We start from the raw sequence: 15,037 nt of genomic DNA, 5'->3' as shown, positions 1-15,037 counted from the left end.
GGAGGGTAGGCAATCTAATGACCTAAGATTGTAATACAATCAGCAGATATACAACGTTGAAGTTGCGGTTGTAGGCAGCTGAATATCCCTTAACTCCACCGATGGCTGCAGGCGCGCCTGTAGCCAAGATGCAAGGAAGGGACAACTTCGGCGAAATTGGTCCGCCGAGAGACCTGCTTCCCGTCGACAGGATTCCATGCCATGCTAACGTTGTCATTCGTGCACGTGAGCAAGCGTTTAAAGTGTCAAAATACTCCGGAATAGATCATAGCGCCGCCGTCGAACTGCTCTCCGCTTTTGTGCGGGTACCGTCCATCAATCCCGCCTTCCGGGCAGAACAGGATGACCCGTCATTGTTTGGAGAAGCGGCGGCTGCAGATGTGCTGCAGTCCTGGTGCACCGAGAATGGAATTGAAAGCAGCCTGGATAGTGTTGAGCCCGGTCGGCCCAACCTCATCGCGCAGGTGAAGGGGACGACTGGCGCCAAGCGCATGCTCTGGGAAGGGCATCTTGATACGGTGCAGGTCACAGGCATGGCCGAACCGTTTGGTGCGCGGCTAGAGGGCGACCGGCTTTATGGCCGAGGCGCCGTGGACGACGGGGCCAGCATAGTAGCCTTCATGCTGGCGCTGCGCGCGCTCAAGGCGGAGCCACCTAGGGCCGATGTGGATTTCCTTGCCGCGGCTGATGAGGAATTTGCTTATCGCGGCGTCATGCATCATCTGGCGCGGGGCGAACGCTACGATGTGGGCGTAGCGGGCGAGCCCACTTCGCTCAGGGTAGTTCGCGCTTGCAAGGGAACGGTGCGCTGGTGGGTCGAGATCGAGGGGCGCAATGCCCATACTGGCAGCCCCGAGGAGGGGATCAATGCCGTCACAGTGGCGCGCAAGGTGCTCGATGCCTATGATGCCGAAATGGAGCGGCGAACCGAAGATCATCCGCTACTTGGCAAGCCAACCCTGACCTGCACGGCCTTTGAGGCGGGGATCGGGCCCAACACCGTCCCCGGCACCAGCCGCATCCGGTTCGATTATCGCTACCTGCCGACCGAAACCGGCCAGGCCGTTTACCTGCACTTCAAAAGTCTGGCGGAAGGCGTTCGCGAGCTATTCCCCGACGCGCGCATCGTGGTGGGTGCGCCTTTTGTCGATTCCTCGGCGATGGATGTGCCGGCGGCGAGCGAAATAGTGCAGCGGTTAGGCCGGATCTGCGCCCAGCATGGGCTGCCCGAAGCGGCCGTTGGGGTGCCCTATGGCTCCGACGCCACCAAGCTGGTCAATATCGCAAATATCCCGAGCGTCATTTTCGGGCCGGGTAGCATCGAGCAGGCCCATACGGTCGATGAGTTCGCCGAGATCACGCCGATCATCCAGGCCGCCAAGATGCTGGTGGACCTGGCGCATGATCTGGACGCGCCTCACTAGGGGCGCGATCCAGACTGGGCAGAATCAGGCGGGCAGGCCGGCGCCGCAGACCGGAACGGTGATCTTCTCACCGGGACGGGCGACATAGGCGCCCGAAAGCAATGCAGCAACGGCTGCCGACCCGGCAGCGTCGGCGGCAATGCCCATTTCAAACCAAAGCCAGCGTGCAGCCTTGGCCATATCCTCGTCTTCAATCAGCACCACGTCATCGACCACGGTCCGCATTTGAGCGAAAAGGGCATCATCGGTGCGCCGGCACGACATGGTGGGGATTGCGCTGGTGATCTTGGCAAGCTCAACGACCTCGCCGGCAGCCAGCGAGGCGTGTAGCGTTGGCGACCCCACGGGCTCGACGCCAATCACGCGGATCGAGGGGTTGAGCGCCTTGATGGCCGTGCCTGCACCGGTGATGAAGCCGCCACCGCCCGCCGCGATGATCACCGTCTCGGTGTCGGGCCGGGCCGCCAGCATTTCAAGCGCAGCCGTTGCATTGCCGGCGACCACGTAAGGGTCGGCAAAGGGGTGCACATAGGTGGCTTCGCCGCGTTCGGCCATGGCGCGGGCGAGCTTGTTGCAGTGGTCGAAGTCATCACCGCCCACCACGGCCCTGGCGCCCCATTCCTCCATCTTGGCGACTTTCTCAGGAGCCACGGAATTGGGGAGGAAGATCGTTGCCGGCACGCCCAGCACAAAGCCGCAGCGCGCGACTGCCAGCCCATGATTGCCGCCAGAAGCCGCCACGAGGCCTTTGGCGCGCTCGGCTTCATTGAGCGACATGACCTTGTTGATGGCGCCGCGGGCCTTGAATGAGCCCGATACCTGCAGGCACTCGAGCTTCAATGCCAGATTCGCCTCGGTTATGGGGGACTTGATCTGATTGGCGGCAACCAGCGGCGTGTGGCGCACCAGCCCGTCGATGCGGGCTGCTGCGGCCTGAATGTTTTCTAGGGTGATCATCGACTTGTCCGTTTTGGGCTTCAGTTATCCAAGCTTTTACGCATTGAGCATTGACGAGCAAGCCGCGTTGCGCTGATATGATGTTAACGTTGTCACGACCAAGACCAAAGCGTTTTCCGCGCTGCGATCAGGCGAATGGATGCAAAAAGTGAAGCAGTTCGTGCTAGACGGCAGCCAGCGTGGATACCCCGCCGACTTGGCTTCCGTCGCTGCCAGCGAGATTGGCTCGCTCGGGCTCAACCCTCGGGATGGAAGCGCGCAGCTGCCGGTCCTGACCTTTGATCGCTCCGCGTGGAATCGCAATTGCGACGCGATGTTTGCTTATTGCGCCGCTGTGGGTGCACGGATCGCGCCGCATGCCAAGACCCCGATGTCGCCCGAACTGGCCAAGGAACTGATTAATCGGGGCGCCGTCGCTATGACGGTCGCCGATATCCGGCAAGCGGCTGTCATGCTCGAGCATGGAATCGATCATTTGCTGCTGGCGAACCAGATTGGCGGCACCTCGAGTGGAGCCCGGCTCGGTCGTCTCTTGGCGCAATACCCTTCGGCAAAATTGACGCTTTATGTGGACAGCGTCGCCGCGCTGGAAACGGCAGCCGCTGTGGCTGACGCCGCCGGACGCCGGCTAGACTTCCTGATCGAAGTTGGCGGCGGTCGGGCCGGGGCGCGAGGGCTGGACGTCGTCCGCGCCATCTTTGTCCGCCTCAGTGACCTACCCAATCTGCGCGCCTCGGGCATCGCGGCCTATGAGGGTGCCTCGGTCACCGCCGATGCCACCGCCACCCGGCGTGACATCGCCGCCGTGCATGCTCTTGCCTCGGAAGCCTTTGCCCTGTTGCGGTCTCGCCAGCCGGGCGAGCGGCTCATTCTCTCGTCAGGCGGTTCTAGCTTTTTCGATCTGGTGCTGGATGATCTTGGGCCCGTCGCCCAGGCGGACGGCAATTGCGACATCCTGCTGCGCTCGGGCGCAATCTTCTTTTCCGATCACGGAATCTATGCCAAGCGCCTGCTCGACATGGACCATCGTAGCGGCTTCGAACCTGCCCGTCTTGGTGCTGCCAGCAATGCCTTTGTTCCCGCGCTGCTGGTTCATGCCGAAGTGTTGTCCCGCCCCGAGCCGGGGCTGGTGATCTGCGGCATGGGCATGCGCGATGTGTCCTTCGACCAGGGTCTGCCGGTGCCGATAGCGGGTTGGCGGGCAGGGCGGGATCTGGCCTTGCCCCAAGATGTCACGGTCACCAAGCTGAACGACCAGCACGCCTTCCTGAAGCTACCTGCCAAGGCTGACCTTGCCGTGGGCGATGTCGTCAGCTTCGGCATCTCCCATCCCTGCACAGCCCTGGACCGCTGGTCCTGGATGCTGGAGACCGCCCCAGACGGCAAGATCATCGGGGCCCTGCGGACGCATTTCGGATAGGTCCATGAATCTGTTTAATTTCCGCCCGCTGTTTCGATACCAAGACGCCTTCATCGAAGGCATCCTGACTACTTTGAAGCTGGCCTTCCAAGCCGGGGCCGCAGGTCTCATTCTCGGGCTGGTGTGCGCCTTGCTGCTGGGCCGGGGCAACCGCGCCATCAATCTCGTTATCCGCTCCTATATCGAGCTGATCCGGAACACCCCGCCGGTGATCCAGATCTTCATCATCTTTTTCGTGTTTCCCACCATCGGTTTGCGGCTGCCGCCTTTCGAGGCTTCGGTGGTGGCGTTGACGTTGTATTTCGGCGCCTTCGTAACGGAAATCGTCCGGTCCGGCCTTGCTTCAATTCCGCGTTCGCAGATGGAGGCGGGGCATTGCCTGGGGCTAACCAAGCTGCAGGTATTCCTGCATGTTGTCATGCTGCCGGCGCTGCGCAATGTTTATCCCTCGCTGACCAGTCAGTTCGTCCTGCTGCTGCTCGGCACCTCGATTGCCTCGTTCATCTCCACCGAAGAGCTGTTCCACACGGCAGCTTTCGTCGACAGCCGGACCTTCCGCAGCTTTGAGGTTTATGCGCTGATCTCGGCGATCTATGTGAGCATGGTGATTGCCTTCCGGCTCTTCTTCTTTGCGTTCGGAAAGCTTGCTTTCCGCTGGCCAACTGCGCGCTGAGGAGAGGCAAGATGCGTTCATTCGGTTCGATCGATCTGCTCTCCTTCGCAACGGCGTTTCAGTACACGGTGCTGCTGGTCGTTATGGCTCTTGTTCTGGGCGCGCCGCTGGCCCTGGGCTTTGCCACCATGCGCATTTCGCGTTTGCCACCCGTGCGTTGGCTGGCGGCGATCGTGCTCCAGATCATGCAAGGCATTCCGCTGCTGGCGCTGCTGATGTTCGTGTATTTCGGGCTGCCGGTGTTCCTGGGCATTCGCATTCCGCCACTCATGGCTGTGGTGATCGCCTACACCATCTATACCGCGGTATTCCTTGGTGAGATCTGGCGCGGCGGCATCGAGGCGATTAAGCGCACCCAGTGGGAAGCGGGCGCCTCGCTGGGGATCAGCAAGGTGCAGCAGTTCCGCTATGTGATTGCGCCGCAGGCCTTCCGCATCGCCTTGCCGGCTTCGGTCGGGTTCCTGGTCCAGCTGATCAAGGGCACTTCTCTCGCCGCCATTGTGGGCTTTATCGAGCTGACGCGGGCCGGGCAGCTCTCTGCCGCGGCGACCCTCCAGCCCCTACTGGTTTATTCCATCATCGCCGCGATCTACTTCGCGATCTGTTTTCCTTTGACCCTCTTGTCGCGCAAATTGGAGGTCCGTCTGCATGGCTCTCGTTGAAATCAAAGGCCTGCGTAAATCCTTCAAGGATCTCGAAGTCCTAAAGGGCGTCTCGCTCACGGTGGAAAAAGGCGACATCGTCGCCCTGATCGGCCGGTCGGGATCGGGAAAATCGACGCTGCTGCGCTGCATCAATGGCCTTGAGGAAACCCAGGGCGGCACGATCGAAGTGGGCGGCCGGCAGATTAGCGCCAAGATGGAGGGGCTGCGCGAATACCGTCAGCGCGTCGGCATCGTGTTCCAGCAGTTCAACCTGTTCCCCCACATGAATGTTGAAAAAAACGTCACCCTGGCGCCGGTGCTGACGGGCAAGGTCAACAAGATCGTGGCGCGCAAGCTGGCCGAAGAATGCCTGACCAAAGTGGGGATGATCGAAAAGATCGACGCCTGGCCCGAGCAATTGTCCGGTGGTCAGCAGCAGCGCGTCGCCATTGCCCGCTGCCTCGCCATGGCGCCGGAGCTGATGCTTTTCGACGAAGTGACCTCGGCGCTTGATCCGGAGCTGGTCGGCGAGGTTCTCAAGGTCATGGAAGATATGGCCCGCCAGGGCATGACCATGGTGCTGGTCACCCACGAAATGTCGTTTGCCCGCAATGTGGCGAGCAAGGTGGTGTTCATGCATCAAGGAAAGATTTGGGAGGAGGGCACTCCCGAAGCGGTGTTTGGCAATCCCCAGACGCCGGAACTGCGGGCGTTCATCAGCTCGACGCACAACTAAGCTGGTCACTCAGGAAGGAACAACATGATTATCAGGAAGCTTTTGGCAACCCTATCGGTCGCCGCCATGGCACTGGCGCCGGTTGCCGCCTATGCCGACAAGTTCGAAGACATCGTCAATTCGGGCAAGGTGCGCGTCGGCATCCTGTTGGATGTGCCGCCGTGGGGCATGAATGACGAGAATGGCGCGCCCACCGGCCTTGACGTGGAAGTCGCCCAGCTGCTCGCCCAGGAGTTGTCGGTCGAGCTCGAGATCGTGCCGGTCACTGGCACCAACCGCATTCCCAACCTGCTGTCGGACCAGGTCGACATCATCATCGCGGCCATGGGCGCAAACTCCGAGCGTGCCCAGCAGATCATGTTCTCGCAGCCCTATACCGCCGTGCAGTTGGGCGTGTATGGATCGCCTGATATCGGGCAGTCCGAAGATGTCTCCGTCCTGGCCGGACACACGATCGCGGTCGCCCGTGGCACCACTCTCGATCTATGGCTGACCGACAATGCGCCCGAAGGCACGACCCTGTCGCGCTTTGAAGACGTTCCTGGCGCCATGTCGGCTTATCTCGCAGGGCAGGCTGATCTGTTTGCCGAGAATAGCGCCATCATCGCCAATCTGCGCCGCGAGCGTCCGGAAATCGTCATCGACCCGGTGTTTGAAATTCGCCAGTCGCCGGCTCATATCGGTGTCGCCATGGGCGAGCACAATTTGCTGCAGTGGGTGAACACGTTTATCTTCAGCAATGTCGTGAATGGCAAGCTGCCCGAGTTGCAGAAGAAGTGGTTTGACACCGACCGCGGTGACCTGCCAGCCCTGTAACAAAACCGAGTGCGGTCGCTCGGAAGGGCGACCGCATGCCCTTCATTCCTGATCGAGGGGCAGATTATGCCGTCAACGATTATCCCGGTGGACCGCCTTGATCCGGTTGAGCATATCCCGGATCCCGGCACCGGTCCTGCGGTTCCCCCGCCCGGCAAACGGCCGCGCATAGAAGAAGTCGCGCGCTTGGCCGGCGTTTCCATCATCAGCGTGTCGCGCGCCCTGCGGAAGCCCGAGATCGTTTCAAAGGAAACTCGCGCGCGGATTGAGGAAGCGGTTGCCGCTACGGGCTTTAGCCTCAATCCTCACGCCAGTGCCCTGCGCTCGGGGAGATCCAACGTCGTTATGGTGTTCATGTCCTCGCTTTATAGCGAGCAGTTCGTCAATGCCGCGCATGCCTTTTCCGAGGTAATGGAGCCGGCCGGTTTCGAAGTCGTGCTGGCCCGGACCTTCTACAATTACCAGCGCGAAATCCAGCTCACCCAAAGCCTGACCCAGGTTCGTCCCGCGGCCGTGTTCATCACCGGCGTTTTGGAGCAGGAGCGCAACCGCGCCATGTTCGAGCGCATGAACATCCCCGTGGTGGAAAGCTGGGCTTATACCGACCAGCCGATCGACATGTTGGTGGGGATGTCGAATACCGACGGGGCCGCGGCGGTGGCGCGTCATCTCTTTGACAAAGGCTATCGCCGCCTCGGCTTCATCGGCCGTCAAACCGGCCGCGGGCGCATCCGCCAGCTTGCGTTCGAGGAGGAATGCGGGCGATTGGGCGCGCAATATGTCGGCGGCGTTTCCCTGCCGACGGTGAAATCCTGGGAGGAGGGGGCCGGCGCACTGGCCGATTTGCTCGATAGTGGCGTTATGCCCGACGCGGTGTTTTGTGCCAACGACCTGATGGCCTGCGGAGCGCTCATGGAAACGCGATCGCGAGCCCTGCGGGTGCCTGAGGATTTGGCCCTGATCGGCTTTGGCGACAACAGCCTGATGCGCGAACTGCAGCCCGGAATCACTACCGTCACCTGCGACCCGTTCGAGATTGGGCGGCGCGCAGGCGAGATGCTGGTCAGCCGGTTGTCCGGCGACAGGCCGGAGCAGGAACGCATGGTCCTCCCCCTCAGCCTTATTGAACGCGGCTCGTGCTAGCTGCGGGCTTGAGCTTCCGGCCTGCCGCTGCCAACCGGCCCTCATACACACTGGCAAAGAAACAGTTGCGCAGAACCGTACCGTACGGTACGGCATGCCGATGAAAGTTGCGGCAGATCAGCCTGCCAGGGGAGTTCGTGCGTGCCGGTGACCATCAAGGTCAATGAAGAGAGTTTTACCCCGCGTCAGCAGGCGGTGCTGACGGCGGCGCTCGATCTGTTGGTTGAGAATGGGGAAGGACTGACCATGACCGCGGTGGCGCGGCGGGCCAGCTGTTCCAAGGAAACGCTCTATAAGTGGTTCGGCGACCGCGACGGCCTGCTGACCGCAACCGTGCAGTGGCAGGCGGCCAAGGTGCGCATGCCCCAGGTGGATCGCACGGGCCTCAATGCACAAACGCTGCGCTCGTCGATCGAGCAGTTTGCGCGCGACCTCCTCACCACGATTGTGGGGGAAGTCTCGATCACGCTCAACCGGACTGCCGTGACCCATGCCGCTCAGGAAAAGGACCGGCTCGGGATTATCGTGCTCGAAAACGGGCCGCTGGCGATCCGCCGGCGCTTGAAACCGATTCTCGAAGCGGGGCGCGATGCGCGCCTGCTACGGTTCGACAACAGCGAAGACGCGTATCGCACCTTTTTCGGACTCGTCGTGCGCGATGTCCAGATTCGGCTGCTGCTGGGTGACAAGAAGCTCACCCAGTCCAATGTCGAAGCCAATATCGAGGCCGATGCCACGGCCGCGACCAACCAATTCTTCGCCCTCTACGGGGCGGATACAGCGCCATAACAGGGGAGTGCTCCATGCGCGTTTATTATGATCGTGACGCCGATCTCAACATCATCAAGTCCAAGAAGGTCGCCATTGTCGGCTATGGCTCGCAGGGCCATGCGCATGTGCTGAACCTGCGCGACTCCGGCGTTACCGATGTGGTGGTGGCGCTGCGTCCCGGCTCCCCGTCGGCCAAGAAGGCCGAGGGCGAAGGCCTCAAGGTCATGTCGGTTGCCGAGGCTTCCGCCTGGGCCGATGTGATCATGATGCTGACCCCCGACGAATTGCAGGCCGATATCTACAAGCAGCATATCGAGCCGAATATCCGTGATGGCGCCGCGCTCGCCTTCGCGCATGGCCTGAACGTGCACTTCAACCTGATCGAGCCCAAGTCGACCGTCGACGTGATCATGATCGCCCCGAAGGGCCCGGGCCACACCGTGCGTGGCGAATACCAGAAGGGCGGCGGCGTGCCATGCCTGATCGCCGTGCACCAGGACGCCTCGGGCAATGCCCATGACATCGCGCTCGCCTATGCTTCGGGCGTTGGCGGCGGCCGTTCGGGCGTGATCGAAACCAATTTCCGCGAGGAATGCGAGACTGATCTGTTCGGCGAGCAGGCTGTGCTCTGCGGTGGCCTCGTGGAGCTGATCCGCGCCGGCTTCGAGACGCTGGTGGAAGCCGGCTATGCGCCTGAAATGGCCTATTTCGAGTGTCTGCACGAAGTGAAGCTGATCGTCGACCTGATCTACCAGGGCGGCATCGCCAACATGAACTACTCGATCTCGAACACCGCCGAGTGGGGCGAGTATGTCACGGGTCCGCGCATCATCACCTCGGAAACCAAGGCCGAGATGAAGCGCGTGCTGCACGACATCCAGTCGGGCAAGTTCACCTCCGAGTGGATGCAGGAAATCAAGGCCGGCGGTTCGCGCTTCAAGGCGACCCGGCGTCTGCATGACGAGCACCAGATCGAGGAAGTCGGCACCAAGCTGCGGGACATGATGCCCTGGATCAAGGCCGGCGCGCTGGTCGACAAGGCCAAGAACTAAATCGCTATGGACGGGGGCTTCAGCCCCCGTTTTCTTTTGCCGCACTCCATCTTCCGCGCTGCCGCCAAACCCGGTAACTAGTTCGGGAGGAGTGACCCATGCGCTTACCAGATTTCCCACAGGAGGGCGGATGCCAGTGTGGCGACGTGCGCTACCGGCTCAAGGCTGCCCCGCTTTCGGTCTATAATTGCCACTGCAAGGACTGCCAGCGCTTTTCGGGGGCGGGATGGTCGATGTCGATGATCGCCCGCGAAGACGATATCGAGCAGCTGTCGGGTGACACGGTGCGCTACGACCGACGCGCCGATAGCGGCAATGTCATTGCCATGCATTTTTGTGCCCATTGCCATGGCTGGGTGTGGAACGTGCCACCAATGCCAGGCATCCGCGTGATGCGGGCTGGCACGCTTGACGACATCGATTGGGCGGTGCCGGTGGGCAATATCTGGACGGAAAGCAAGGCCGCCTGGGCCAGCATCGATCCTGATCTCGTCAATTTTCCCCAGGGCGCCGTGGATCGCACGCCGCTGTTCGACGCCTGGACCCGCCTTCATCAGGACTGAAACATGACAACTCACGACGATATCGCGCTGATCAAACGCCAGGAACTCGAACTCGCCTTGCCGCAGCTGGATGAGGATGTGGCGTTCAGCATCGGCTCATCGGTGCGGGCACGCGCGCTGGCCGAGGGTTTGTCTCTCGTGGTGGATATCTGCACCTGGGACCGGCGGCTGTTCTTCGCGGCCACGGCGGGGACGGGCCCGGACAACGCCGAATGGGTGCGGCGCAAGATCAATTCGGTGCGGCGCTTTCAGCGCGCCAGTTACCGGTTGGTGCTGGAGCGGGGCGAAGCGCCGCCACCACCACAAGCCGGGGTGGACCCGGTGGATTATGTCTTTGCCGGTGGCGGTTTTCCGCTGCGGGTGCCGGGCGCGGGGATTATCGGGTGCCTGACCATTTCGGGCCTGCCCGGGCGGGAAGATCATAATGTTGCCGCGGCGGCCCTTTGCGAGCATCTGGGGCTAGATCGTGCCGCTTACGCGTTGGCGCTTCAGTAATGGCGGCTGACTTGACAGCCCCCCAAAGCAACCCCATTGCTGAGGGCAGGGGGCCTGTCATGAAACTCAATTATCTGCTGCTGGACGTCTTCACGCAGGAGCGCTTTGCCGGCAATCCACTGGCGGTGGTTTGCAAGGCCGATGGCTTGCTCGACGACGAGATGCAAACCATTGCCCGCGAGTTCAACCTCAGCGAAACAGTGTTTCTGCTCAAGCCACAGACCGAGCGCAATTCGGCTGGCGTGCGCATCTTTACGCCGATGACCGAGTTGCCCTTTGCCGGCCATCCGACTGTCGGGGCGGCGGTGGTGCTGGGGCTGCAAAACAAGGTCAGCGCCGTCAGGCTAGAGGAAAAGATCGGGCTGATCACGGCGCTGTTCGAAAAAACCGACAAGAGCTCGGGCGAGGCGCGTTTTGCGCTGCCGCAACTGCCCGAGCAGGTGGGCAAGCTCGACAACATGCTGGCAATCGCCCAGGCTCTGGGCATTGATCCCGAGGAGATTGGGTGCGGTCCTTATCGCCCCACGGTGTATTCGGCCGGGGTGGTGTTCCACCTCGTGCCGGTGCGGGACGCTGCGGTGCTGAAGCGGGCACGGCCGAACATGGCGGCATGGAACGAGGTTTTCCCCCACGGGCGGCACTCGGTCTATCTGTTTACGCTCACCCCCGATGAGCCCGGCAATGATATTGCCGCCCGCATGTTTGCGCCCGGGCTTGGCCTTGCCGAGGATCCGGGCACCGGTTCGGCCGCGGCGGCGCTGATTGGGCTCCTCTCCGAACATGTTAATATCGGCACCGGCCAGATCGACCTTGTGATCCGGCAGGGGGTGGAGATGGGGCGGCCCTGCCGCATCACCATCCAGTTGCGCAAGGAGCGCGACCGGCTGGTGCATGGGGGCATTGGCGGGCATGCCGTCATCGTTGGGGAAGGGGCCCTGGATCTGGGGGACTGAGCTTATCAGCACAGTTCCTTGCGCCCAGCCTGTCCTCCAGGGTTGCAACCCAGGCTGATGTGGGCCATTATCGCCACGCAACCGGATGAATGTTATGCAGCGCAAGCGCGCCATTGCCATTGCCGTCGAACAGCGCCAGGCCCTTCAGGCCCGCCTTTTCGTTGCCGCCGCTTTGTTGCTGCTTCCAGCGCTAGTGCTTCTTCTTATCAGCCCCTGATCACCGGCAGCTCGATCAAGCGAGCGGGTCGTCAGGGGATTACGCCACCAGCCGAACAGTAAATGTCCGGCCTGCAGAGCCTTGGCTTTGGGCCGTTTGATAGGATCATCCGCATGACTTCCCCCGCTACCGACACCAACAAAGACCGCGTCTTCATCTTCGACACCACGCTGCGCGACGGCGAGCAATCGCCCGGCGCCACGATGACGCTGGAAGAAAAGCTGCAGGTTGCCGAAACGCTCGACGAAATGGGCGTCGATATCATCGAGGCCGGGTTCCCCATCGCCTCCAATGGCGATTTTGAAGCCGTGGTCGCCGTCGCCAAGCAGGTCAAGAACGCCACCGTGGCAGGGCTGGCGCGCGCCATCACCGCCGATATCGACCGGGCCGGCGAAGCGGTGCGTCATGCCCGCAAGGGGCGTATCCATACGTTCGTTTCGACCTCGCCGATCCATCTGGCGCACCAGATGAAAAAGACCGAGGACGAGGTGATCGAGATCATCGCGCGCACGGTGGCCCAAGCGCGCAACCTGGTGGACGATGTGGAATGGTCGGCGATGGATGCGACCCGCACGCCGCTCGAGTTCCTCAAGCGCTGCGTTGAAACTGCGATTCGCGCCGGCGCCACCACAATCAACCTGCCCGACACAGTTGGCTATGCGGTGCCCGAAGAGCATTTCCGCATGTTCAAGACCATCATCGACACCGTGCCCGATGCCGACAAGGCGATCTTCTCGGTGCATTGCCACAACGACCTGGGCCTGGCTGTCGCCAATTCGCTGGCCGGTGTTGCCGCCGGCGCCCGCCAGATCGAATGCACGATCAATGGCCTGGGCGAACGCGCCGGCAATGCGGCGCTCGAAGAAGTGGTGATGGCGCTGCGCACCCGCGCCGACGCCATGCCCTACCGCACCGAAATTGAAACCACCCATCTCGCCCGCGCCAGCCGCATCGTTTCGGCCGCGGCCAATTTCCCGGTGCAATACAACAAGGCCATCGTGGGCAAGAATGCCTTCGCCCATGAAAGCGGCATCCACCAGGATGGCATGCTGAAGAATGCCGAGACCTATGAGATCATGACGCCTGCCAGCGTCGGCATCAAGGAAACGACCTTGGTGATGGGCAAGCATTCCGGTCGCGCCGCCTTCAAGGACAAGTTGAAGGAACTGGGCTACGAGTTGGGCGAGAATGCCTTCCAGGAAGCCTTTCAGCGCTTCAAGGATCTGGCTGACCGCAAAAAGCACGTCTATGACGCCGATATCGTGGCGCTGGTGGACGATGAAGTCGGCTCGGTCGGCGATCGCATCCGCCTTGTTGATATGGAAGTCATTTCCAAGACCGGCGGCACGCACCGCGCCAATATTACCCTGTCGATCGATGGCGATGAAAGCTCGGTGAGCTTTGATGGCACCGGTTCGGTCGATGCGATCTTCAATGCCATCAAGGAGGCCGTGGGCCAGCAGCCGCACCTGGTGCTTTATGCGGTGGACGGCGTGACCGGCGGCACCGATGCGCAGGCCAGTGCTCATGTGCGCCTCGAAATGAACGGCCGCATTGCCTCGGGCAATGCCGCCGAGCCCGATACGCTGGTGGCTTCCGCCCGCGCTTACCTCAATGCCTTTAACCGCTTGATGATCGAGCGCGGCGCTGCCGCCCAGGGCGCTATGGCTGGCTAACACCCGCTGACAACACCCCCAAGCCTGTCGCGCCAAGTTGTGCGGCAGGCTTAGCCGCGCGTTGCGTAAACGCCTGCCATCGGGCATCAAGGCGGGCGAGGTGCTTGCCATGATCAGCCGGAGCGAAATCAGGGGCGTTCTAACCGGGCTGGCCGTCACGGCCCTTGTCCTGCTGGTCGGAGGCACGGTCTGGCCATTGCTGCCCGGTCAGCCACTGCTGCAGACGCTCCGCTTCCACTCGGCACTGCTTTGCCTTGCCCTGGCGATAGCCCTGGCCATTGCCGGCTCACGCTGGCGCGCCGGGCTGCTGGCGCTGCTCGCGCTGCTGAGCGTGGGGCAGGGTGGCTGGATTATCTACGGGCAACAACAAGCGCGCCAGGCGGCTGCTGCCCGCCCGGTGACGCAGACGGTTGAGCTGGTCAGCTTCAACATCCTCAACAACAATACCGAGAATGGGCCGGCTATTGCCGGGATGCTCGCCGCCTCGTCGGCGGATGTGGCGTTTACCCTCGAATCGGCGCCCTTGTTTCCCGAGCTGGGCGCGCTTGCTGCCGTTTACCCCTATCGCATCGGCTGCGAGCAGGAGCTGACCTGCGACCTCACCATGTTCTCGCGCACCCCGCTCGAAGATGTGCAAACCCTCAGCCTGTCGAACTTCTCCCAGCAGCGGGTGATCACCGCGCGCACGCGGATCGGTGGGGAAGCGGTAACCCTCGTCGCCGTGCACCTGACCAAGCCATATTTCGACATGCAGTCGGAAGCGGAACTGCGCCGGCTGCGCGACATCCTGGAAGCGGTCGAGGGGCCCGCGATCATTGCGGGGGATTTCAATGCCGCGCCCTGGTCCTACGCGATTAATCGGCTGGTGCGGGGCAGCCAATTGCAGGTGGCGCCATTTTATCCCTCGACTTGGCCGCCTGAGTTCGGACCGCTTGGCGTGCCGATCGACAATGTCTTCACCCGCGGCAATGCGGTGGTGGAAAGCCTGGCAGCGCTGCCCGAAACCTTTGGCTCCAACCATCGGGGCCTGCGCGCCCGCATCGGCATCACCGCGCCTTAACGCCTCGCCGACCCCGAACCCGCTTTACCGCTGTTGTGCACAGCCAAAAAGGGGCTGGACGGCGCAGTTTCCCATTGTGTGCAGGCCTTTGCGCCTCGTTGTCCTTTAGATTGCATTTGATGCAAATGCGCCCGGCTCCCGCAAGGACCGCGAAGGCATGCGGTCCCATCTTCTGCGGGCGTGCCGAGTGCACCGACTCACCAGAATCTTCCGACAGGAGCCATTGCCATGAAGCCAACCTACGATCTTGCGCGCGAGCATCTCCGACGCGCCGCGGCCATGCTGCAGGGTGGCGACAACCAGTCGCGGCAGCTGCGTAACATCGTCGAGCGAACCATCACCCTGATCGATGATCTGACCGAAGATGCGCCCGCTTGGCAGGGAAACGTGCTGGATTTGCAGTCGTTTAGGGAGCGGCGTGGACTTTAGGACTTAAC

Annotated in this window: 17 protein-coding genes; 16 read left to right on the top strand and 1 reads right to left on the bottom strand. The window is 62.0% G+C overall.

All coding sequences use genetic code 11. The features are described 5' to 3' along the window. Positions 1 to 242 precede the first annotated feature (242 nt). The gene (locus HRU92_RS08100) at positions 243 to 1,424 is read left to right on the top strand and encodes a M20/M25/M40 family metallo-hydrolase (RefSeq protein ID WP_172123633.1); all 1,182 of its coding nucleotides are present in this window, start codon (positions 243 to 245) and stop codon (positions 1,422 to 1,424) included. 24 nt (positions 1,425 to 1,448) lie between these two features. On the opposite strand, the gene HRU92_RS08095 is transcribed toward HRU92_RS08100, so the two are convergent. Then, positions 1,449 to 2,381, bottom strand: coding sequence for a pyridoxal-phosphate dependent enzyme (locus HRU92_RS08095; RefSeq protein WP_172123632.1), 933 nt, complete (start codon positions 2,379 to 2,381; stop codon positions 1,449 to 1,451). 139 nt (positions 2,382 to 2,520) lie between these two features. On the opposite strand from HRU92_RS08095, the gene HRU92_RS08090 reads away from it, so the two are divergent. From HRU92_RS08090 to HRU92_RS08025, 15 genes are all read left to right on the top strand, one after another. Further along, the gene (locus HRU92_RS08090; RefSeq protein ID WP_172123631.1) at positions 2,521 to 3,801 is read left to right on the top strand and encodes an alanine racemase; all 1,281 of its coding nucleotides are present in this window, start codon (positions 2,521 to 2,523) and stop codon (positions 3,799 to 3,801) included. A gap of 4 nt (positions 3,802 to 3,805) precedes the next feature. Continuing rightward, on the top strand, positions 3,806 to 4,474 hold the full coding sequence (locus HRU92_RS08085) for an amino acid ABC transporter permease (RefSeq protein WP_172123630.1): 669 nt from the start codon (positions 3,806 to 3,808) through the stop codon (positions 4,472 to 4,474). A gap of 11 nt (positions 4,475 to 4,485) precedes the next feature. Further along, on the top strand, positions 4,486 to 5,136 hold the full coding sequence (locus HRU92_RS08080; protein ID WP_172123629.1) for an amino acid ABC transporter permease: 651 nt from the start codon (positions 4,486 to 4,488) through the stop codon (positions 5,134 to 5,136). Further along, positions 5,123 to 5,854, top strand: coding sequence for an amino acid ABC transporter ATP-binding protein (locus tag HRU92_RS08075; RefSeq protein ID WP_172123628.1), 732 nt, complete (start codon positions 5,123 to 5,125; stop codon positions 5,852 to 5,854). The genes HRU92_RS08080 and HRU92_RS08075 overlap by 14 nt, the downstream gene beginning before the upstream one ends. 24 nt (positions 5,855 to 5,878) lie before the next feature. Continuing rightward, positions 5,879 to 6,670 (top strand): transporter substrate-binding domain-containing protein, encoded by a 792-nt coding sequence (locus HRU92_RS08070; RefSeq protein ID WP_172123627.1) that lies wholly within the window; start codon positions 5,879 to 5,881, stop codon positions 6,668 to 6,670. A gap of 66 nt (positions 6,671 to 6,736) precedes the next feature. After that, complete coding sequence (locus tag HRU92_RS08065) at positions 6,737 to 7,813, top strand: LacI family DNA-binding transcriptional regulator (RefSeq protein ID WP_172123626.1); 1,077 nt, start codon at positions 6,737 to 6,739, stop codon at positions 7,811 to 7,813. Positions 7,814 to 7,954: 141 nt separating this feature from the next. Then, positions 7,955 to 8,602 carry a TetR/AcrR family transcriptional regulator gene (locus HRU92_RS08060; protein WP_127753514.1) on the top strand — a complete coding sequence of 216 codons (648 nt, stop codon included), beginning with the start codon at positions 7,955 to 7,957 and terminating at the stop codon, positions 8,600 to 8,602. A gap of 14 nt (positions 8,603 to 8,616) precedes the next feature. Next, a complete protein-coding gene (ilvC, locus tag HRU92_RS08055) occupies positions 8,617 to 9,636 on the top strand; it encodes a ketol-acid reductoisomerase (RefSeq protein WP_172123625.1) in 1,020 nt (339 codons plus the stop codon). Between the two features lie 98 nt (positions 9,637 to 9,734). Further along, positions 9,735 to 10,199 carry a GFA family protein gene (locus HRU92_RS08050; RefSeq protein WP_172123624.1) on the top strand — a complete coding sequence of 155 codons (465 nt, stop codon included), beginning with the start codon at positions 9,735 to 9,737 and terminating at the stop codon, positions 10,197 to 10,199. 3 nt (positions 10,200 to 10,202) lie between these two features. Beyond that, positions 10,203 to 10,694 (top strand): heme-degrading domain-containing protein, encoded by a 492-nt coding sequence (locus tag HRU92_RS08045; RefSeq protein ID WP_172123623.1) that lies wholly within the window; start codon positions 10,203 to 10,205, stop codon positions 10,692 to 10,694. Positions 10,695 to 10,753: 59 nt separating this feature from the next. Next, positions 10,754 to 11,647, top strand: coding sequence for a PhzF family phenazine biosynthesis protein (locus HRU92_RS08040; RefSeq protein WP_127753510.1), 894 nt, complete (start codon positions 10,754 to 10,756; stop codon positions 11,645 to 11,647). 94 nt (positions 11,648 to 11,741) lie between these two features. Continuing rightward, complete coding sequence (locus HRU92_RS20740; RefSeq protein WP_282567553.1) at positions 11,742 to 11,864, top strand: hypothetical protein; 123 nt, start codon at positions 11,742 to 11,744, stop codon at positions 11,862 to 11,864. Between the two features lie 113 nt (positions 11,865 to 11,977). Beyond that, positions 11,978 to 13,540 carry a 2-isopropylmalate synthase gene (locus HRU92_RS08035; RefSeq protein WP_172123621.1) on the top strand — a complete coding sequence of 521 codons (1,563 nt, stop codon included), beginning with the start codon at positions 11,978 to 11,980 and terminating at the stop codon, positions 13,538 to 13,540. 61 nt (positions 13,541 to 13,601) lie between these two features. Next, the gene (locus HRU92_RS08030; RefSeq protein ID WP_172123620.1) at positions 13,602 to 14,600 is read left to right on the top strand and encodes an endonuclease/exonuclease/phosphatase family protein; all 999 of its coding nucleotides are present in this window, start codon (positions 13,602 to 13,604) and stop codon (positions 14,598 to 14,600) included. Between the two features lie 228 nt (positions 14,601 to 14,828). After that, on the top strand, positions 14,829 to 15,029 hold the full coding sequence (locus HRU92_RS08025) for a hypothetical protein (RefSeq protein WP_172123619.1): 201 nt from the start codon (positions 14,829 to 14,831) through the stop codon (positions 15,027 to 15,029). Positions 15,030 to 15,037 lie beyond the last annotated feature (8 nt).

The organism is Devosia sp. 1635 (genome assembly GCF_013185955.1).
Taxonomy (GTDB): Bacteria; Pseudomonadota; Alphaproteobacteria; order Rhizobiales; family Devosiaceae; genus Devosia.
The sequence above is the reverse complement of the archived record's forward strand: the minus strand, read 5'-3'. Positions and strand labels throughout refer to the sequence as shown.